At 71.5% G+C, this 20,851-nt stretch carries 15 protein-coding genes; 6 read left to right on the forward strand and 9 right to left on the reverse strand.

All coding sequences use genetic code 11. From position 1 onward, the window contains the following. Both ACZ7EG_RS07140 and ACZ7EG_RS07145 read right to left on the reverse strand, forming a co-directional pair. Complete coding sequence (locus tag ACZ7EG_RS07140; RefSeq protein ID WP_471073495.1) at positions 1–906, reverse strand: anti-sigma factor RsbA family regulatory protein; 906 nt, start codon at positions 904–906, stop codon at positions 1–3. Further along, complete coding sequence (locus tag ACZ7EG_RS07145) at positions 903–3,755, reverse strand: ATP-binding protein (RefSeq protein WP_471073498.1); 2,853 nt, start codon at positions 3,753–3,755, stop codon at positions 903–905. Before ACZ7EG_RS07145 ends, ACZ7EG_RS07140 begins: the two co-directional genes overlap by 4 nt. A gap of 272 nt (positions 3,756–4,027) precedes the next feature. Here ACZ7EG_RS07145 and ACZ7EG_RS07150 point away from each other — a divergent pair, with 272 nt between their 5' ends. Then, entirely contained in the window at positions 4,028–5,380 is a 1,353-nt protein-coding gene (locus ACZ7EG_RS07150; RefSeq protein ID WP_471073501.1) for a M14 family metallopeptidase, read from the forward strand. Between the two features lie 46 nt (positions 5,381–5,426). Here the strand turns inward: ACZ7EG_RS07150 and ACZ7EG_RS07155 are convergent, their stop codons facing one another. The 5 genes from ACZ7EG_RS07155 to ACZ7EG_RS07175 all read right to left on the reverse strand — a co-directional run bounded on the left by ACZ7EG_RS07155 (position 5,427) and on the right by ACZ7EG_RS07175 (position 9,944). Further along, complete coding sequence (locus ACZ7EG_RS07155) at positions 5,427–5,945, reverse strand: hypothetical protein (RefSeq protein ID WP_471073504.1); 519 nt, start codon at positions 5,943–5,945, stop codon at positions 5,427–5,429. A 65-nt stretch (positions 5,946–6,010) separates the two neighbouring features. After that, entirely contained in the window at positions 6,011–7,489 is a 1,479-nt protein-coding gene (locus ACZ7EG_RS07160; RefSeq protein ID WP_471073507.1) for a GntP family permease, read from the reverse strand. A gap of 255 nt (positions 7,490–7,744) precedes the next feature. Continuing rightward, a complete protein-coding gene (locus ACZ7EG_RS07165; protein ID WP_471073510.1) occupies positions 7,745–8,155 on the reverse strand; it encodes a RidA family protein in 411 nt (136 codons plus the stop codon). Further along, a complete protein-coding gene (locus ACZ7EG_RS07170; RefSeq protein WP_471073513.1) occupies positions 8,152–8,913 on the reverse strand; it encodes an IclR family transcriptional regulator in 762 nt (253 codons plus the stop codon). The genes ACZ7EG_RS07165 and ACZ7EG_RS07170 overlap by 4 nt, the downstream gene beginning before the upstream one ends. After that, on the reverse strand, positions 8,910–9,944 hold the full coding sequence (locus ACZ7EG_RS07175; RefSeq protein ID WP_471073517.1) for a sugar kinase: 1,035 nt from the start codon (positions 9,942–9,944) through the stop codon (positions 8,910–8,912). Before ACZ7EG_RS07175 ends, ACZ7EG_RS07170 begins: the two co-directional genes overlap by 4 nt. Before the next feature lie 142 nt (positions 9,945–10,086). Here ACZ7EG_RS07175 and ACZ7EG_RS07180 point away from each other — a divergent pair, with 142 nt between their 5' ends. Both ACZ7EG_RS07180 and ACZ7EG_RS07185 read left to right on the forward strand, forming a co-directional pair. Next, positions 10,087–11,367: an amino acid deaminase gene (locus tag ACZ7EG_RS07180; RefSeq protein ID WP_471073520.1), complete on the forward strand. Its 1,281-nt coding sequence runs from the start codon at positions 10,087–10,089 to the stop codon at positions 11,365–11,367. Positions 11,368–11,376: 9 nt separating this feature from the next. Further along, positions 11,377–12,990 (forward strand): N-acyl-D-amino-acid deacylase family protein, encoded by a 1,614-nt coding sequence (locus ACZ7EG_RS07185; protein ID WP_471073523.1) that lies wholly within the window; start codon positions 11,377–11,379, stop codon positions 12,988–12,990. A 21-nt stretch (positions 12,991–13,011) separates the two neighbouring features. On the opposite strand, the gene ACZ7EG_RS07190 is transcribed toward ACZ7EG_RS07185, so the two are convergent. Next, on the reverse strand, positions 13,012–13,938 hold the full coding sequence (locus tag ACZ7EG_RS07190; RefSeq protein ID WP_471073526.1) for a S1 family peptidase: 927 nt from the start codon (positions 13,936–13,938) through the stop codon (positions 13,012–13,014). A gap of 162 nt (positions 13,939–14,100) precedes the next feature. Next, positions 14,101–15,141, reverse strand: a complete 1,041-nt coding sequence (locus ACZ7EG_RS07195) for a hypothetical protein (RefSeq protein WP_471073528.1) — start codon at positions 15,139–15,141, stop codon at positions 14,101–14,103. 126 nt (positions 15,142–15,267) lie between these two features. Between ACZ7EG_RS07195 and ACZ7EG_RS07200 the strand changes: the two genes are divergently transcribed. The 3 genes from ACZ7EG_RS07200 (at position 15,268) to ACZ7EG_RS07210 (ending at position 20,738) form a co-directional block, all read left to right on the forward strand. After that, positions 15,268–16,479 carry a pyridoxal phosphate-dependent aminotransferase gene (locus ACZ7EG_RS07200; protein WP_366712153.1) on the forward strand — a complete coding sequence of 404 codons (1,212 nt, stop codon included), beginning with the start codon at positions 15,268–15,270 and terminating at the stop codon, positions 16,477–16,479. A 129-nt stretch (positions 16,480–16,608) separates the two neighbouring features. Continuing rightward, entirely contained in the window at positions 16,609–17,028 is a 420-nt protein-coding gene (locus tag ACZ7EG_RS07205; protein ID WP_471073532.1) for an SCO4983 family protein, read from the forward strand. Between the two features lie 494 nt (positions 17,029–17,522). Continuing rightward, complete coding sequence (locus tag ACZ7EG_RS07210; RefSeq protein ID WP_471073535.1) at positions 17,523–20,738, forward strand: RHS repeat-associated core domain-containing protein; 3,216 nt, start codon at positions 17,523–17,525, stop codon at positions 20,736–20,738. Positions 20,739–20,851: the final 113 nt, after the last annotated feature.

Raw genomic sequence — 20,851 nt, forward strand, 5'->3', positions numbered from 1 at the left:
TCACGCGTACTGGAGACGGACCGTCGCTCCGTCGGCGTCGTCGCGGATGTCCACGTAGGCGCAGACCTGACGCGCGTACCACAGCCCCGGTCCCGGTCCCGGTTCCGTTCCGGCGGCCGGGGGGACGAAGCCGGCGAGCGCGTCGTCGAGACGGTGGGCCGAGCGCAGTTCGCAGACGCAGCCGGGTGCATCGCCCCACAGCCGGAGGTCGCCGTCGAGGGGCGCGAGGGCCGCCGCGCTCTCCGCCACGGCGGCGGCGAACAGCTCGGCGTCCGCGGCGGGCAGCCCCCGCCCCACGCCCCAGCTCTGCACGGCCGCGCCGTGCGGCTGCGGGAGGCGCAGCGCACCGGTCGGCGGCAACGGCAGCGGTACGGCGTCGAGTTCGGCCACGAGCCGCAGCGGGTCCTCGTACACCTCGGTGTCGGGGTGGGTGCGGCGGGCCGCGGCGACGACGGCGGGACCGGCGGTGCGGGTGTCGTACGCGCACAGCGCGGTCGTGGACATGGGGGCGAAGAGAAGGTTGGCGAGGGCCTCGTAGCGGATCCACTCGGTGGTCTCGCGGGCCGAACGGCCGGCGCGGCCGCTCCAGACGGGCTCCATGACGAGGTGGAGCCGGCCGCCGGGGCCGGCGTGCGCCGTGAGGTACGCGGCGGCCCGGGCGACGGCGTTGGCGGCGGAGCCGGTGTACCAGTCGGTGTGCGGGATGCAGGTGACGTCCTTCGCGCCGGAACCGAGGGCGTCGCGCAGGAGGTCCAGATGGTGCGGGGCGGCGATGGCCACCGGCGGCGGTTCTCCGGAGGCGTCGAGGCCCTCGCCGAGGAAGGGCAGGGCGGCGGCCAGGAAGCCGTCGTCGGAGTCGAAGACGGCCATGCGGTGGTCGAACGGACTGAGTTCTCCGGTGGTCACGTGGTCCCCTCGGGTGGGTGGGTGGAGGTGGGGGCGGGGCAGCGCCGAGCCGTCACCCAGGCGGCGATCTGGCTGCGGTTGCTGAAGCCGAGCTTGCCGAGGATGCGTTCCACATGACCCTCGGCGGTGCGGCGGGCGATCACCAGGCGGTCGGCGATCTGCTGGTTGGCCAGCCCTTCGGCGACGAGCTGGGCGACCTCGCTCTCACGGCGGGTCAGACGGACCGTGCCGTCGTCGTGCGGGGGCGCGGTGGCGGTTTCCGTGGGGTGCGGGCGGCCCGGGTCCTGGAGCTCGTGGCCGGCCAGTTCCGCGAGACCCAGGGCCCCTCCCCGGCGATGGGCCCGCTCGAACGCCTCGCGTCCGAGGGCCCGGCCCGCCCGCTCCTCGCTGTCCCGGCGTACGGAGTTGAGGGTGTGGGAGCCCCAGCGGCCGGTGTCGATGTCGGCCCAGACGCGGTCGGCGCCGCCCAGCAGCACGGCGGCGTGCTCGTGGTCGCCGCGTGCGGTCGTGATCGAGGCGAGCAGATCGAGGGTGAGGGCGATGCCGATGACGTCGTGGACGGCGAGTTTGAGCCGCAGGGCCTCCTTGGCGTGCCGTTCGGCCCGGGGCCAGTCGCCGCGCACGGAGTGGGCGAGGGCGAGGATGCGCAGCACGTAGGACCGGACCCACTGTTCGCCGTGCCGTTCGCACAGCCCGAGGACCCGCTCGCAGACCTCGACGGCCCGCTCGGCCTCGCCCAGGTAGCCCAGCGAGCAGGCGAGTTCGACCTGGTCGAGGCAGACGAGGCTGAGGTGCTGGCCGGGCACGGGGCCGCGGGCGACGGTGGTCTCGAAGTGCCGCAGTGCTCCGGGCAGGTCGTCTCCGAACAGCCGGATGACGCCGATGACGTACTCGGCGTGCGCGGCCTCGGCGTCGTCGCCGAGGGTGCGGGCGAGGGCGAGTGCGTCGGTGGCGTGACGGCGGCCCCGGGGGAAGTCCCGGGTGGCGGCGGCCAGCAGCCCCGCGACCCACAGGCCACGGGCCCGTTCCCGGGTCGGGCCGGGGGCGGCGGTCAGGGCCCGGTCGAGCCAGTACAGGCCCTCGCGGGTGGCGCCGCAGGCGTGCCAGTGGAACCAGAGCGTGCCGGCGAGACGCAGCCCGGCGAGGGCCTCGCCGGGGGTGGAGAGGCTGAAGTCGAGGGCGGCGCGGAGGTTGTCCCGGTCGGCGCGCAGCCGGGCGACCGTCTCCGGCTGCCCGGGCCCGAACCAGCCGCGCTCGCACTCCTCGGCCCGCCGCGCCATCCAGTCCCGCTGCCGCCGCCGGGCGGCCTCCTCCTGCCCGGCGTCCCACCGCAACTGCTCCAGCCCGTACTGCCGCAGGGTGTCGAGCAGCCGGTAGCGCACACCGCCGGGCCCGGGCTCCCGGCAGAGCACGGACTTGTCCACGAGCCCGGCGACGGCCTCCAGGACGTCGTCCGTGCTCAGGCCGGGGGGCCCGGTGCGCGCTGCCGCGGGCCGAGTGGCGGGAGCGGAGTCGTCCGTGAGCCGGTCGGGCAGGGCGGGCAGGGCGGGCAGGACAGCACGCCGGAGCGCGAGGAGTTGCCCCCGGCCCTCCGGAGCCGCGACGACGCCCCCGAGAGGGCGGGTGCTCTCCAGAGGCCGGGCACCACCCGGAGACCCGGCACCATCCGGACACCCGGCACCGCCCGGAGGCCGGCCTCGGACCGGAGGTCGACTGCTCTCCGGACACCCGGCACCACCCGAAGGCCCGGCACCACCCGGAGACCCGGCACCATCCGGACACCCGGCTCCACCCGAAGGCCCGACACCACCCGGACACCCGGCCCCACCCGCACACCCGGCACCATCCGGACACGCGGCACCGCCCGGAGGCCGGGCACCACCCGCAGGCCGGGCCCCAACCGGAGGTCGGGCCCCAACCGGAGGTCGGCTGCTCTCCGGGGCAGTGTCGTCCGCGCACACCGCCTCCGCCGTCTCCAGGTCGAAGCTGCCGGGCAGGACCGACAGCCGGGCCCACACCGTCTGCTCGGGGACGGTGCACAGGTCGTGGCTCCAGGCGACCGCCGCGCGCAGGGTCTGGTGGCGGGGCAGGGCCGCGGGGCTGCCGGTGGTGAGGAAGCGGTAGCGGTCGTCGAGGCGGTCCAGGAGCTGGTCGACGTCGAGGACCCGCATGCGGACGGCGGCGAGTTCGATGGCCAGGGGCAGACCGTCCAGGCGGTGGCACAGCCGGGCGACGGAGGCGCGGTTGGCCGGGGTGAGGCGGAAGCCGGGGACGACGGCGGCGGCCCGGTCGCTGAAGAGTCGGAGGGCGGGGTAGCCCTCGGCGGCGGACAGGTCGCCGTCCGGGTCGGGCACCGGCAGCGGCCGTACCTCCAGCAGGTGTTCCTCGGTGAGACCGAGCCGGTGCCGGCTGGTCGCGAGGATCCGGACGCCCTCGGAGCCGTGCAGCAGGGCCGCCGCGAGCCGGGCGCACGCGTCCGCCAGGTGCTCGCAGTTGTCGACGACGAGGAGCAGCCGCCGGTCCCGTACCTGTTCGACGAGGGCGTCCAGGGGTGGCTGGGCGGAGCGGTCGTGGAGCCCGAGCGCGTCGGCGACGGCCAGCGGGACGAGGGCCGGGTCGTGCAGTCCGGACAGGTGCACGTAGCGCACGCCGTCCGGGAAGGCACGCTGCACCCGGGCCGCGATGCGCGCGGCGAGCCGGGTCTTGCCGACGCCGCCCGGTCCGGTCAGCGTCACCAGCCGCGTGCGGGCCAGCAGTTCGCGGCCCTGGGTCAGTTCGCCACGCCGGTCGACGAAGCTGGTCGTCTCGGCCGGCAGGTGATGGTCCCGTCGTGGCGCTGATCCGCCCATGATCAGCCAGTCCTCTGAGGGGTGGGGGTCCGGGATCCGGACACTCCGGATCCCTGTGCGCGGACCTCACTCTCTCCGAGGCCCGTACATATATGCACGCCGGAGCCACCCCTGGGGGTGCACTTCCGCCGTGACACCTCGACCGTGACTCCGCGCGCGTACACTGCGCGGCCGCTTTCAGTCTTGACCTGCTCATGCCATTAGCAGAACGATGTGCGCCACCCGCACCCGTACGTCGCACGGAACAACCCCACCTCCCACAAGGAGATTTCATGCGACTTCGCACAAGAGGCTCCGGTGCCCGCACCGGCAGACGCACCGCCGCCCTCGCCGGCCTCCTCGCCCTCGTCCTCGCGGCGCCCCTGTCCGCGACGACCGGTGACGCCACCGCCGACAGCGCCGGGAAGCCGGCCGCCTCGGCGGACGACGTCCGGCAGTACGAGATCCATCTGCACTCGACGGCCCAGGACCGCACGGCACTTCAGCGCACGGGCGTGACCGTGGACGAGGTCCACGGTCACGGTGTCGTGGTCTCCGGCCGCGCCGACCAGATCAAGAAGCTGCGCACCCTGGGTTACGAGGTCACGCCGCTCGGCGCCGCGCCCGACCGGTCCGCCGGCGAGGACGACGTCCGGCTCCTCGACTTCCCGTCGGCCGACTCGAAGTACCACAACTACGCGGAGATGACGAACGAGATCAACTCGATCGTCTCGGCCAACCCGTCCATCGCGAGCCAGCGCGTGATCGGCAAGTCCTACCAGGGCCGGAACATCGTCGCCATCAAGATCAGCGACAACGTGAGCGCCGACGAGTCCGAGCCGGAGGTGCTGTTCACGCACCACCAGCACGCCCGCGAGCACCTGACCGTCGAGATGGCGCTCTACCTGCTGCGCGAGCTGACCTCCGACTACGGTTCCGACTCACGCGTCACCGGCATGGTGAACAACCGTGAGATCTGGATCGTCCCCGACATCAACCCGGACGGCGGCGAGTACGACATCGCCACCGGCTCGTACCGCTCCTGGCGCAAGAACCGGCAGCCCAACTCCGGTTCGTCGTACGTCGGTACGGACCTGAACCGCAACTGGGACTACCGCTGGGGCTGCTGCGGCGGCTCCTCGGGGTCGACGTCCTCCGACACGTACCGGGGTTCGGCTGCGGAGTCGGCGCCCGAGGTGAAGGTCGTCTCCGACTTCGTGCGCAGCCGGGTCGTCGGCGGCAAGCAGCAGATCAAGGCCGGGGTCGACTTCCACACCTACAGCGAGCTGGTGCTGTGGCCGTTCGGCTACACGTACTCCGACACCACGACCGGGATGACCGCGGACGACAACGCGGCGTTCAAGGCGGTCGGGCGGAAGATGGCCGCGAGCAACGGCTACACGGCGGAGCAGTCCAGCGACCTGTACATCACCGACGGGTCGATCGACGACTACCTCTGGGGCACGCACAAGATCTTCGCGTACACCTTCGAGATGTACCCCCGGTCCGGTGGGGGTGGGTTCTACCCGCCCGACGAGGTGATCGAGCGGGAGACCTCCCGTAACCGCGATGCGGTGCTGCAGTTGCTGGAGAACGCGGACTGCATGTACAGGTCCATCGGGAAGGAAACCCAGTACTGCAGCTGAGGCGTGCCCGGGCGGGGGCGCCACACATCGGCAGCGCCCCCGCCCCTTACTCCGCGTTTTCCTCGAAGTAGGCGTCCAGTACCGCGTCCAACTGCTCGTCCCACTCCTTGAAGTGGCTCCTGGCCGGCGCCTCGATCTCGATCGGGTACCAGCGCCGGTCAGGGGTGTGGACGGTGACGGTGTACCGCTTGCCGAAGCGGGCCGTCTCCGTCTCCACCGCGCCGATCTCGTCCCAGCGGAACTCGCACTCCTGGTCGTCCAGGGACATGCGTACGCCTCTGTGGTCGGCGACCAGCCGGGCGCGGCGGTCGGACGCCTCGAAGACGGGGCCGTCGGGCTCGGTGTCCTCCTCCTCTTCGGAGGGTGCCGTCTCCGCCGTGTCCTCCGGCTCGGGGACGGCCTCCTCGGCCTCCTCGACCTCCTCGGCCGCTGCGACCTCAGGCTCCTTCTCCGGCCCGTCCGCCTTCGTCCGTTCGGACGCGGGTGACGTGAGCCCGGGGATGAAAGCCGGGTCGAATCCGGCGCCTTCCAGGGGCTGGCTGCTCGAACCTATGCGCTGCTCCACAGCGGAGCAGTATGGTCGACAAACCCGTGCGGCACACAGTCGACCCCGACTTCGTTATCAGACGCCTACACGAACAGACTCAGCACCGCAGCGACCGCGAACCCGGCCACGGACAGCACGCTCTCCAGCACGGTCCAGGTCTTGAGGGTGTCCCGCTCGCTGATGCCGAAGTACTTCGCGACCATCCAGAAGCCCCCGTCGTTCACGTGTGAGGCGAAGATGGAGCCGGCCGAGATGGCCATGATGACCAGGGCGACGAAGGCCTGGGAGTGGTTTCCCTCGGAGAGGAGCGGGGCCACGATGCCCGCCGTCGTCACGATCGCCACCGTCGCCGAGCCCTGGGCCACGCGCAGGACCACGGAGATCAGGTAGGAGAGGACGAGCACCGGCAGGCCCACGTCGTGGAACGTGTCCGAAAGGGCCTGGGCGACGCCGCTGGCCTTGAGGACCGCGCCGAAGATGCCGCCCGCGCCGACCACCAGCAGGATGTTGCCGACCGGCTTGAGGGACGCGGTGGACACCGTCTCCAGGGACTTGCGGGACCAGCCGCGGCGGATGCCGAGCAGGTAGTACGCGAGGAACAGGGCGATCGTCAGCGCCACGAACGGGTTGCCGAAGAACTCGATCACCGAGCGTGGTGTGGACGGCTCCAGGGCGATCGAGGAGAACGTCGCGGCGAGGATGAGGACCAGCGGGGTGCCGATGATGCCGAGGACCGTGCCGAGGGAGACCGGCTGCTCGCTGGGGGCGACCCCGGCGGCCCGCTGCTCGTCGACGACGGCCTGCTTGGCTTCCTCGGCGGCCTCGACCATGTCCTGCGGCACGGCGACGAAGATGCGGCGGCCCACCCACGCCGAGTAGCCCCAGGCGGCCACCACGGCGGGCAGACCGCAGACGATGCCCATGAGGATGACCCAGCCGAGGTCGACGTCGAGGAGACCGGCGGCGGCGACCGGGCCGGGGTGCGGGGGCAGGAACGCGTGGGTGACCGACAGTCCCGCGAGCAGCGGCAGGCAGTAGAGCAGGATCGACTTGCCGGAGCTCTTGGCGGCGGCGTAGACGATCGGGGCCAGGACGAAGATGCCGACGTCGAAGAAGACCGGGACACCGAAGATCAGGCCGGTGAGGCCCATGGCGAGCGGGGCGCGCTTCTCACCGAACAGGCCGAGCAGACGCCCCGCCAGCACCTCGGCGCCGCCGCTGACTTCGAGGATCGCGCCGAGCATGGTGCCCAGACCGATGATGATCGCGACATGACCGAGGATGCCGCCCATGCCGGACTCGATGGTGGAGACGGCGTCCGACTTCTGGACCGTGCCGAAGAGTTCGGTGACCGAGAGTCCGGCGGCGAGGCCGACGGCTATGGAGACCGCGAGCAGGGCGACGAACGGCTGGAGTCTCATCCTGATGATGAGGAAGAGCAGCAGCACGATGCCGAGCGCGGCGGTGAGCAGGAGTCCGGCCGTGCCGTCCACGAGGAGGAGCAGGCCTCCGGTGTGGGGTGGGGTCTCGGCAGGGGCGGACGCGGCGAGCGAAGGAGACATTCGGGGGTCCTCTGCGTAAGGGCATGCGGCTTCTGGGCAGGGGGGAGCGCGGCGCGGCGCATCGAACGGCGCCGCGCCTCGAAAAGGCCGGTTGGGGGGGGTGGGGTCAGGCCGGTGGGGGGTGAGGTCGGCCGAGGACGGCCAGCGCGTCGATCTCGAAGAGGAGACCCGCCGGCCGGTGGGGGGTGAGGTCGGCCGAGGACGGCCAGCGCGTCGATCTCGAAGAGCAGACCCGCCGGCCGGTGGGGGGTGAGGTCAGCCGAGGACGGCCAGCGCGTCGATCTCGATGAGGAGACCCGCGGGGAGACCGACGTAGACCGTCGTGCGCGCGGCGGGCGGCTGGGTCAGCCCCTGCTCCTCGAAGTACGCGTTGTAGATCTCGTTCATCTCGGCGAAATGGGCCACGTCCGTCAGGTAGACGCGGATCATCATCACGTCGTCCCAGCCGGAGCCGCCCTCCTCAAGGATCGCCTTGACGTTGGCCAGGGTCTGGAGGGTCTGCTCGCGCAGGCCCGGCCCGGCGGGCGTGGGCGCCTTGCCCTCCTCGGCGGGCAGGAAGCCGACCTGGCCGGCGACCTGGAGGATGTTGCCCTTCCTCACACCGTGGGAGAACTTCGCCGGCGGGGTGGTGTGGGTCTTCGGGGTGAGTGCGATCTTGTCCGTCATGCGGTGCCCTTCACTGGTGTCCTGCCGGAGTACTCGCCGCTGATGGCGTCCGCCGTGCGGCGCACCAGCGGCAGGAGGGTGAGGAGTTCGTCGGCGGTGACGACGACGTTGGGCGCGGAGACCGACATCGCGGCGACGACCCGGCCGTCGGCGCCTCGGACGGGCGCCGCGACGCAGTTGATGGACTCCTCGTGGCCGCCGAGGTCGGTGGCCCAGCCCTGTTCGCGCACCTTCTCCAGCTCGCGCAGGAACGCGGCCGCGTCGGGGGTCGAACGGGACGTGTAGGCGGGGTAGTCGAGCTTCTCCGCGATCGTCCGCCGCTCGTGCTCCGGCAGGTCGGCGAGGAGCAGCTTCGCGACCGCGGCGACGGTGATGGCGACGGGCTTGCCGATGCGGGAGTACATCCGCACGGGGTAGCGGCTGTCGACCTTGTCGATGTAGAGGACCTCGTTCTCCTCGTACACGGCGAGGTGCACGGTGTGTCCGCAGCTCTCGTTGAGGCGCACCAGGTGGGGGTGGGCGATCTCGCGGACGTCGAGGTTCTCCATCGCCTCCTGGGCGAGGGCGAAGAGCCGGGCGCCGAGGCGGTAGCGCTGGTCGGACTGGCGGTAGACGAGTCCGTGCTCGTGGAGGGTGCGCAGCAGGCGCAGGGCCGTGGACTTGTGCACACCGAGGCGGTCGGCGACCTGCCCCAGGTCGGCGGGGCCCTCGGCGAGCAGCGGCAGGATGCTCAGCGCGCGGTCGACGGTCTGGCTCATGACGTACGTACCTCCTCGTCGGCCCGCTGTGTCTCCTCGGTCCAGCCCGGGCCGAGTCGCAGTCTCCCCCATGCCGCGTCGTCCAGGGCGGCGAGCCGGTCGGCGTGGTCCCGGGCGGGCGGGGCGGCGAGGTCGCCGGGCACGGTGAGGGCGGCGGCGGCCATGATGTGCCCGTGCCGCAGCCGGTCCCGCACGGGAAGTCCGCGCAGGGTGGCGGAGAGGAACCCGGCGGCGAAGGCGTCTCCCGCGCCGACGGCGGCGACGACGTCGACCCGGGGTGCGGGCACGAAGGTGACGTCCCGCCTCTCGAAGGCGGTGGCTCCCGCGGCGCCCTGCTTGACGACCAGCACCTCCGGTTCGGGCAGGGCGGCGCGGACGGCTTCGGCGCTGTGCAGCCCCCAGGCCTCGTCCTGTCCGACGAACACCAGGTCGGCGCCCCGGGCGAGGTCGCGCAGGACCGTCGGGGGGTCCCCGTCGCGCCACAGGCCGGGCCGGTGGTTGACGTCGAAGGAGACCAGGGGGCGGCCGGGGCCGCGGGTGGTCAGCTCGTGCATCAGGCCGAGGCAGGTCCCGGACAGCGCCGCGGTGATCCCGGAGAGGTGCAGTACACGGCCCGCGCGCACCGCCGCCGGGTCCACGGTGCCGGCGGACATCGCCGAGGCGGCCGATCCGGCCCGGTAGTAGGCCACCTCGTGGGCGTCGCCGGCCCGGTCCCCGGCGGTGCGGAAGTAGATGCCGGTGGGGCGGTCGGGATCGCGCCGGACGTGTGCCACGTCGACTCCGTACCCGCCGATCGTCTCGACCAGGTGGTCGCCGAAGGGGTCGGCCCCCACCCTGCTGATCCACCGCACGGAGTGCCCCGCCGCCGCCAGGACACAGGCGACGTTCGACTCCGCCCCGCCGATCCCCCGCTCGAAGGACGGCACGTCGGCGAGGCGTCCCGGCCGGGACGGCAGGAACGTGACCATGGACTCGCCGAGCGCGACGACGTCCACGACGTCGGGGGCGTCGCAGGGTCCGGTGGGGGTCACGATGCTCTTGGCTCCTCGTCGGGGGCGCCGGGGCGGCCGCTGGCGGTTTCATTGACCGGGGGTGGCCGAGATGTTAGACAGCGTTCAGCGCTCTACGCAATGACGGTTGCAGAGACTGCAACACCGCAGATCAGGAGGCTCCATGACGGCCGACACCGCCCAGTCCCTCGCCCGGCTCGCCGCCGAGCGCGTCGACCACCGCTTCAAGGGCCTCCCGCCGGACGCCGACGGGCTGACCGTCGCCGAGCTGGCCGGCCAGCGCCGCAACCTCTTCACCGGCGGCTTCGCCACCCCCGTGCTCGCGTTGTCCGCCGAGCGCCTGGAGCACAACCTGAAGCTCATGGAGGCGTACGCGGCCCGGCACGGCCTGGCCTTCGCGCCGCACGGCAAGACCTCCATGGCCCCGCAGCTGTTCCAGCGGCAGATCGAGCACGGGGCGTGGGGCATCACGCTGGCCGTGCCGCACCAGGTGCGGGTGGCGCGGGCGTTCGGGACCCGGCGCGTGTTCCTGGCGAACGAGCTGGTCGATGCGGCGGCCCTGCGCTGGATCGCGGCCGAGCTCGACGCCGACCCGGATTTCGAGCTGGTCTGCTACGTCGACTCCGTGCGCGGCGTCGAGCTGATGGACGCCGCGCTGCGGGACGCCGGCGCCACGCGCCCCGTGGACGTCGTGGTCGAGCTCGCCGCGGGCGAGGGCGCCCGGACCGGTGTCCGTACGGAGACCGAGTGCGCGGCGGTCGCGGACGCCGTGGCAGATACCCGGACTCTGCGGCTCGTCGGTGTCGCGGGCTACGAGGGCGAGGTGCCGAAGGCCGACACCGGGCGGGTGACGGCGTGGCTGCGGCGGCTGGTGGCGCTCGCCGCCGACTTCGACAAGGCGGGCCGCTTCGCGGGCCTGGACGAGATCGTGGTCAGCGCGGGCGGCAGCGCGTGGTTCGACGCGGTCGCCGACGTCTTCGCGGAGATCCCCGAACTGTCCCTGCCGGTGCTGAAGTTGCTGCGCTCGGGCGCCTACGTCTCGCACGACGACGGTCACTACCGCAAGCTGACGCCGTTCAACCGGGTCCCCGAGGAGGGCGCCCTGGAGCCGGCGTTCCGCCTGTGGACGCAGGTGGTTTCGCGGCCCTCCGCCGAGCAGGCCTTCGTCAACGCGGGCAAGCGGGACGCGGCCTACGACCTCCACCTGCCCTTCGCCCAGGTGATCCGCCGGGACGGTGCCGAGCGCCCGGCCACCGGCGTGTCGGTGACGGCCCTGTCCGACCAGCACGCCTGGCTCGCCACAGCGCCGGAGGCGGATCTGGAGGTCGGCGACTGGGTCGGGCTCGGGCTGTCCCACCCGTGCACCTCGTTCGACAAGTGGCAGCTGATCCCCGTGGCGGAGGCGGACGGCACGGTCGTCGACTACGTCCGCACGTTCTTCTAGGAGGCAGCGATGGAAGAACTCGTCATCCGGGACGCCGACGTCGTCGACGGCTCGGGCTCGGACGCCTACCGGGCCGATGTCGTGGTCGACGGCGGCCGGATCGTCTCCATCGTCAAGGAGGCCGCCGCGGCCGGCTGCCAGCGGCCGAAGGCACGCCGGGAGCTGGACGCCGAAGGGCTCGTCCTCTCCCCCGGGTTCGTGGACATGCACGCCCACAGCGACCTGGCGCTGCTGCGCGACCCCGACCACAGCGCCAAGGCCGCGCAGGGCGTGACCCTGGAGGTCATCGGCCAGGACGGGCTGTCCTACGCGCCGGTCGACGACCGCACCCTCGGCGAGGTGCGCCGGGCGATCGCCGGGTGGAACGGCCCGGGGGACGACATCGACTTCGACTGGCGCACGGTCGGCGAGTACCTGGACCGGCTGGACCGGGGGATCGCCGTGAACGCGGCCTACCTGATCCCGCAGGGCACGGTCCGGGCGCTCGCCGTCGGCTGGGAGGACCGCGAGGCGACCCCGGACGAGCTGGACCACATGCGCCGGCTGGTGGCGGAGGGCATGGAGCAGGGCGCCGTCGGCATGTCGTCGGGGCTGACGTACACGCCCGGCATGTACGCGCGGGACGCCGAACTGACCGAACTGTGCCGGGTGGTGGCCTCCTACGGCGGCTACTACTGCCCGCATCACCGCTCCTACGGCGCCGGGGCCCTGGAGGCCTACGAGGAGATGGTCGCCCTGACCCGGGAGGCGGGCTGCTCCCTCCATCTCGCCCACGCCACCATGAACTTCGGCGTGAACGAGGGCCGGGCACCCGAGCTGCTGACCCTGCTGGACGAGGCGCTGGCGGCCGGGTCCGACATCAGCCTCGACACCTACCCGTACACCCCGGGCTGTACGACGCTGGCGGCCGTGCTGCCGAGCTGGGCGAGCGAGGGCGGCCCCGAGCAGGCCCTGAAGCGGCTGGCGGACGAGGAGACGGCGGAGCGCATCCGCCACCACCTGGAGGTCACCGGGTCCGACGGCTGCCACGGTGTGCCGGTCGAATGGGACACCATCGAGATCTCGGGCGTGAACGATCCGGCCCTGGCCGATTTCGTCGGCCGGACGGTCAGGGAGTCGGCGGACCGGCGGGGCGAGACGCCCTGGGTGACCGCGCGCGGACTGCTGCTGGCCGACCGGCTGGCCCCGACGATCCTCCAGCACGTGGGCCACGAGGAGAACGTCCGGGCGATCATGCGCCACCGGGTGCACACCGGCGGCTCGGACGGCATCCTCCAGGGCGCGAAGCCCCACCCGCGCGCCTTCGGCACCTTCCCGCACTACCTCGGGCACTACGTCAGGGAGTTGGGGGTGCTGTCGCTGGAGGAGTGCGTCGCGCACCTCACCTCGCGCCCGGCCGCGCGGCTCCGGCTGCCCGACCGGGGTCTGGTCCGCGAGGGCTACCGGGCCGACCTGGTGCTCTTCGACCCGGCGACGGTCGCGGCGGGCTCCACCTTCGCGGAGCCGCGCACGCTCCCGACGGGGATCCCGCACGTCCTGGTCGACGGCCGGTTCGTCATCGAGGACGGCCGGCGCACGGACGTGCTGGCGGGCCGGGCGGTCCGCGGGACTCCTCCCACGTGACCGCCCGGCCGGCACCCTGCCTTACGGCTTGGGCAGGGTGCAGCCGCTCGCGCTCAGGTCGAGCTTGTTGTCGATCCCGAAGCAGGCCGGGATCCCGTAGGTCTCCTGGGCGTAGTTGATGCCCTTGCGGACGGTCACGTTGCCGTTCGCGTCGACCTCGCACGGGTTGTTCACCGTGCAGCGCTCACCGTCCTCGTTGCCGGTGTTGTTGATGGCGACGACCTTGTTGGTGGCCTGGTCGACGACGGGCGAGCCGGACGTGCCGCCGATGGTGTTGCAGGCGGAGGTGTAGCGGACCGAGTCCTTCCAGGTCCAGTCGCCCTCCTTGAGGGTGGGCACGAACCCGTCGATGTTGCAGCTGTAGATCCGCTTCCAGTAGCCGGAGGGGATGCTGATGGCGGTGCCGGCGACAGGGTGGCCGTCGTTCAGCGTCAGCGCGTTGATGTTGTACGAGCTCTTGATCTGCGCGTACGTGGTGGTGAGCTGGTACAGCGCGACGTCCGTGTCGGTCATCGTGCCGTAGGCGAGCTTGGCGGCGCGCAGGGTGGCGACGCGCGAGCCGGAGGCGTTGAGCAGGGTGAAGGTGCGGCTGGAGGCCTTGTCGACGAGGACCTGGCCGGGACCGGGGAATCCGGACTCCAGACAGTGGCCGTTGGTCATCACGAGCGCCGGGTCGTCGGCCTCGGAGTCCGGCATGCGGACGACAGAGCCGGAGCAGTTGCTGAGCGCGACGGTGCCGGCGAAGTTCACGGCCTTGGTCTGAGGGCCGCGGAGCCCGGACAGCGTCTGCTCCACGGACGTGACCACGCCGGAGACGGCGGACGTGGCCGAGCCCGTGTCCGCGGCCTTGCCGACGCCCGTGGGGGCGGCCTCGGCAGCGGTCGCGGGGGCCGCGCCGGCCCCGGCTATCGCCAGGGCGCAGAACGCGGCGGCGAGAGGTTTTCTCATGGGGGGTCCCCTCTTGCGACGGAGGCGGCCGGAAATCCTCCGGCCGCCTGCACGATTGTCATGTGCATTGTGATCGCGAAAAGGGGGGTGGCACAAGAACCTGTTCCACAACCGGAATCCCGGCGTCCTGAACGACCCTACTCAACCGCCCTCACGGAAAGGTCACTTGGGTCCCTTGGTGCCGCCGGGACCATGTCCGGGTTTTCCGTCGGACCTGCCGGGAGCCGAAGCCGTGGCGGTGGGGCCGGAGTCCGCCGGGGCAGTGGTCGTGGAGGTGCCCGCCGGGGGCCGCGCGCCTTCCGTGGCGGACGCGGACGGGTTCCGGCTCACCGTGGAGGACGAACTCGGGGACGCGGCGCCGGACGGCCCGTCAGAGTTCCCCGGCCGGCCCGCGAGCGGGGCGGCCGGGCTCGCCGCCGGACCGGTGTCCGCCGGTGACGCCGTCGAGGACTCCCCCGCCGTCGGATCGGTGCGGCCACCCTCGCCGCCCCGGGTGCCACCGGAGGACCCACCCGAGAAGGAGACCCCGGCGATGAGCACGGCCGCCGACACGGCACCCACGGCAGAGGCGGCGACCGCCACACGGCGCGACCGCCGCGCGGGCGGCTTGCGCCGGCCCCGGTGCCCGGCCCCGGACCGGCCACCCGGCGCCGGCACCACCGGCAGCTCGCGAGTCTCACCGATGCCGTCCGCGCCCTCGGGGTGCGAGTGAGCGAGGGCGCCGCCGGGGTAGACCGGTTCGCCGGCGCCACCGGGGTACGCGGGGTCACCGATGTCGCCGGAGTACGCGGAATCACTTCTGTCGCCGGAGTACACCGGCCCACCACCGGGGTACGCGGGGTCACCGATGTGCCCGGAGTACGCGGAATCACTTCTGTCGCCGGAGTACACCGGCCCACCACCGGGGTTCGCGGGGTCACCGATGTCGCCGGAGTGCACCGGCCCGCCACCGGCGCCGTCCGCACCGGCTCCCGAAGGGGCGGCCGTTCCGCCCTCGCCGGCCGCGCCGCCGTCCTGATACGGGGTGCTCCCGGAAGCCGCCGGGTCCGTCGGGCCGTACACGTCCTGCCATCCGTGTGCGGCAGCCGGATCCGCGTAGGCGTCGTACGCCGGAGGGGCGGCCCCCTGCGGCAGGTAGACGTTCGGCGGGCCCTGCGGCTCACCGCCCGTCACTCCGTCGGCGTAATCGAATGGCTTGGACATGGCGGGGAATTCTAGGGACCGAAGGGGCTGGTGGGACAGCGCGCGGCGATATCGCCCCAAATCCCCGCGTCTCACGTGGCGGAAAACACGGCCCGGGAGGCGTTACCGGGCCGTAAGCTCCCAGTCATGCAGGTGATCCAGTCGACCAAGCTCGCCAATGTCTGTTACGAGATCCGGGGCCCGGTTCTCGAGGAGGCGATGCGCCTGGAAGCGGCAGGGCACCGCATCCTCAAGCTCAACACCGGCAACCCGGCCGCGTTCGGCTTCGAGTGCCCGCCGGAGATCCTTGAGGACATACTCCGGAACGTGTCGTCGGCGCACGGCTACGGCGACGCCAAGGGCCTGCTGGCCGCGCGCCGTGCCGTCGTGATGCACAACCAGACCCTCGGCATCGAGACGGACGTCGAGCACGTCTTCATCGGCAACGGCGTCTCCGAGCTGATCGTGATGGCGATGCAGGGCCTGCTGGACGACGGCGACGAGGTCCTCGTGCCCGCGCCCGACTACCCGCTGTGGACCGCCGCCGTCTCCCTGTCCGGCGGCACCGCCGTGCACTACCGCTGCGACGAGCAGGCCGACTGGATGCCGGACCTCGCCGACATCGAGCGCAAGGTCACCGACCGCACCAAGGCGCTCGTGATCATCAACCCGAACAACCCCACCGGGGCCGTGTACGACGAGGCGATGATCAAGGGCCTGACCGACATCGCCCGCCGGCACAACCTCCTCGTCTGCTCCGACGAGATCTACGACAAGATCCTCTACGACGGCGCCACGCACACCCCGACCGCCTCCGTCGCCCCGGACCTGCTCACCCTCACCTTCAACGGCATGTCGAAGGCCTACCGGGTCGCCGGCTACCGCGTCGGCTGGATGTCGATCTCCGGTCCGCGCGCCCACGCCGACTCCTACATCGAGGGTCTGACGATCCTGGCGAACATGCGCCTGTGCGCCAACATGCCGGGGCAGCACGGAGTCGTCGCGGCCCTCAGCGGGCGCCAGACGATCAACGACCTGGTGCTGCCGGGCGGACGGCTGCGCGAGCAGCGGGACACGGCGTACGAGCTGCTGACCCAGATCCCCGGCGTGACCTGTGTGAAGCCCAAGGGGGCGCTGTACCTCTTCCCGCGCCTCGACCCCAAGGTCTTCAAGATCAAGGACGACCGCCGCATGGTCCTGGACCTGCTCCGGCGCGAGAAGATCATGGTGGTCCAGGGGACGGGCTTCAACTGGCCGGAGCCGGACCACTTCCGGGTGGTGACCCTGCCGACGGTCGGGGACCTGACCGACGCGGTGGGGCGGATCGGCCACTTCCTGGACGGCTACAGCCAGCCCTGACCACGCCGAGCCGAAGACGGGACTGCCTGCTCACGCTTTGTGTGCAGGCAGTCCTGTTTTGTGAGCAGCTCAACTTTAGACGAAATCTAAGCTAGGATGGTTTCCTGTAAGCATCCAGGAGGCCCTCCCATGTACGAACCGATCCGCACCAAGTCGGTCCACAGCGCGGTGGACGGCCCCACCCCCGACTTCCCGCACCGTTCCCGCGAGGAAGAGCTGGACATCCAGCTCGCGGGCCATCTCGCCGCCCTGCTCGCCGTCACTGACGAACTGCGCGCGACGCAGGCCTCGGCCGACCTGGACACGGCGGCGGAGCGGCTCGCGGAGCAGGTGAGCCGGCTGCGCGGGGGACGCACCCCGGTTCGTGCGCCGATGAGCGGCCGTCGCGAGCGCGGCACCGCGGCCCTGCACCGGCGGGCGCACGCCCTGGCGGGCCGCGCGCTGGTCGTCGCCGCCTCCCGCGCCGACACCGCGGCCGCGATCCTGGCCGCCGAGCGGATGGACGCCCACACGGCGGCCCTGGAGCCGCGCGAACTCGCGTCCCACTGAGCCCTGCGGGGCTCCCCCTGACGGCCCCGGTCCGCGCGCACCCGCAGCGACGCGCGGACCGGGCGCCACTAGCCCCTCCGTGAGGGCCATCGGGTACCCGCACCCGAAGCCCGTCATGCCTGCCGCGCACGGGAGCACCCGCCCCCAGCGGTCGGCCGCCTGCGGTGACTTTCGGTCAACGTACCCCTTACAAGTCGGCACAGAACCGTGCATTCCGCCATGCCACGCGGCAGTTGCGGCCGTATCGCCCCGGTTTGGCGCGGAGAAGCGGCGGGGCTGATTCCAGCCCGCATGCAGTGGACGTTCAAGGGCACACCGCGCCGATTTGTGCGCTTCCTGTGACAACTTGTGTGGCCGAAGTGACCGTATCGGTCACGCGTTCTGCCTGACTTCCGTGGGGGAAGCTGATGCATTCACGTGCGGGAAGCACGTCACTTTGGCGTGCCCGAAGAACACACAGAACCGCTCTCCTGTCCGCGATCACGACCGCCGCCGTGGTGCTCTCGGCGGCACCGGGGCTGGCGGCGGCGCCGAAGCCGGAGTTACCGGAGCCGGAGAGCCCCTGGACGAGACCGACCAAGGTGGAGGTTCCCGCGACACCGGCCGGGTCGGTGAAGGCGCCGGAGTCGCAGGCGGAGGCCAAGCCGTCGGCGGAGGTCGCCGCCTGGCGGGCGGCGCAGCAGGCCCGCGCGGGCGGCAAGTCCGGCGCCCAGCGCGCGGGGGCCGCCGTCGAGGCCACGCCGTTCGTTCCCGAGGGGCAGGGCGAGGTGCCCTGGCACCGCATCATCGACACGCGTCTGAACGACGCGCTGGTGGCGCGGGTGAACGTCTCCAACGGCAACCTGATGCTCGCCGCGACGGACTTCGACATCGCCGGTGTCGGTCAGAGGCTGCAGCTGACGCGGACGTACAACTCCCTGGAAGCGCCGTGGGGGAAGGTGTCGCAGCGCTGGTGGCAGGCCTACGAGCGTTACCTCCAGACCGGCGACGGTGAGGTGGTCGTCTACGACGCCACCAGCGACGCCCTGCGCTTCAAGGAGACGTCCACCGGCGGCTACACCACGCCGACGGGCTACTCCAAGGACCTGAAGAAGAACGCGGACGGCACCTACACCCTCACCGACCGCAAGTCCGGCACGAAGGACACCTACGACGAGCACGGCACCCTGACGAAGGTCACGGACAAGAACGACGGCACGATCACCGTCGGCCAGCACGACGAGGGCAGCGAGCACAAGGGCTTCAAGCTCACCGAAACCCGCTCGGGCCGCTGGATCGACCTGCTGAAGACGAATGCCAGCCAGTGGCAGGCCAAGGACCACTCGGGCCGCACGGCCGTGTTCGACCTGGACCCGGCGGGCAACCTGGCGAAGGTCACCGACACCGAGGGCAAGGCCACCGCCTACGCGTACGACTCCTCACGCCGCCTGACCAAGGTGACCACGCCCGAGGGCACCGTCACGCTGTTCACCTACGACGCCCACAATCGCGTCAGGTCCATGCAGCGCGCCACCGAGGTGACGGGCAGCGGCCACATCGGTCCGACCTGGCGCTACGACTACACGGCCGCCACCCCGTCGGACGCGGGCACGACGACGGTGACCGACCCCGACGGCGACACCACCAAGTACCTGCACAACGCGGACGGTGAGGTCACCAAGGTCACCGACCCGCTCGGCCACTCCCGCCATTCGAAGTACACCAATCACCTCGTGCAGACCGCGATCGACGCGATGGGCACGGGAGCGGACGGCACCGGCGGCAACACCATCACCTACGGCTGGGACGGCCGCAACAACGCCCTCTCCCAGAAGCTCCCGCTCGGTGCGACGGCTTCGGTGACGGCGTACCAGACGGTCGCCGGCACGGACCTGCCCAACGACTTCACCACCGCGGACGGCCGCAAGGACACCTTCAAGTACGACACCAACGGCAACACGATGTCGGTGACCACCTCGGGCACGGCCGGCGGCACCCGCGAGTACACCTACAACAAGGACACCCCGACCTGCGGCGGCTTCGAAGGCCAGCGCTGCACCGCCGAAGACGCCAACGGCAAGGTCACCTCGTTCACGTACGACGCCAAGGGCAACCTCAAGACGGTCACCCCGCCCGCACCGCAGGGCACAACGAATTACACCTACGACGCACTCGGCCGGGTGGCGACCGCCACCGACGGACGCGGCATCACGACGGTCTACGTCTACGACAACCGCGACCGCGTGACCAAGGTGTCCGCCACCAACGCCACGGTCACCTACTCCTACGACGGCGACGGCAACGTCAGGACCCGCACCGACGCCTCCGGCACCACGGGCTGGGACTACGACAAGCTCAACCGCGAAAGCGTCCGCACCCTGCAGAACGGCGCCCAGACGGCGCTGGCCTACACCCCGGGCGGCGAGGTCGACCACTACATCGACCCGACCGGCAAGACCGACTACACCTGGGACAAAGCCGGCCGCCTGGACTACCTGACCACCCCGGACGGCAAGAAGACCGACTTCGACTACAACAACAACGACAAGCGCACCAAAACCGTCTATCCCGGCGGCACCACCCAGTCGGTCACGATCGACGACAACGGCCGCCCCGAAGCCGTCAAGACCACCTCGGGTACGACCACACTGATCGACCTGGCCTACGGCTACAAGAACACCGCGGGCAAGGACACCACCAAGATCCGCACCCGCACCGACAACCTCACCAAGTACAAGACCACCTACGACTACGACTCCCAGGACCGCCTGCGCTACGCCCTGGAAGCCGACTCCGCGGGCACGCGCAAGGCATCGTGGCTGTACTGCTGGGACAAGGCCGGCAACCTCACCTCCCAGGACGGCACGAAGAACGCCTGCCCCGGCGGCACCACCTACACCTACGACGACGCGAGCGAACTGACCGGCAAGAACGGCTCCACCACGGGCTGGTCCTACGACAGGCTCGGCAACGAGACGGCAGGCGCCGGCAGCACCGCCCGCACGAACGAGACGTGGACGGACCACAGCCAGCTCTCCGGCATCACCGCGGGCGGCAAGTCCTACGACCTGGTCCACGCGGGCACGGACAACTCCGAGCGCACCAAGCTGGGTTCGACCTGGTTCCACCACACCGCACTCGGCCTGGCCTCCACGACCACGAACGGCGTCGACACCGGATTCATCCGCGAACCGGCGGGCACCTTGAACTCCATGACGACTGGGGGGAAGTCCTACTACTACCTCACCGACGCCACGGGCAACGTCCTCGGCCTGGCCGACGGCGCGGGCAAGCGCACCCACACCTACGCCTACGGCCCCACCGGCCTCCCCCGCGGCACGACCACCGAGGCAGTCCCCCAGCCGCACCGCTACACCGGCGCCTACCTGGATCCGACGGGCCTGTACAAGATGGGCCACCGCTACTACGACCCGTCCCTCGGCCGCTTCACCCAGCCGGACCCGTCGGGGCAGGAAGCCAACCCCTACCTCTATGCGGGCGGCGACCCCATCAATCGGACTGACCCCACCGGGCTGCTGTGGGACGACATCACCGGGGCGCTGAAGTCGGGAGCGAAGACGGTGGGACGCTGGGTGAAGCCGGCGCCCGGTTATGTCGCTGCCTGCTACACCACAAATTCAATACTGGACGAAGACGGCAGTGACTGGGGCGAAGAAATGGGGGATCTGTGGGCCTGCGCTGATCCCACCGGCGGGTTCATCCCCGACTGACCAGAGTGAAGTCAGAAGGGCGGGTATGAAACACCCGCCCTTCTGACCTCTCCGTACAGTGCTGCAACAACGGGAAGGGCAACCGGGTCATGACGAATTCCAGAAAGATACAA

The organism is Streptomyces sp. NPDC037100 (assembly GCF_055606225.1).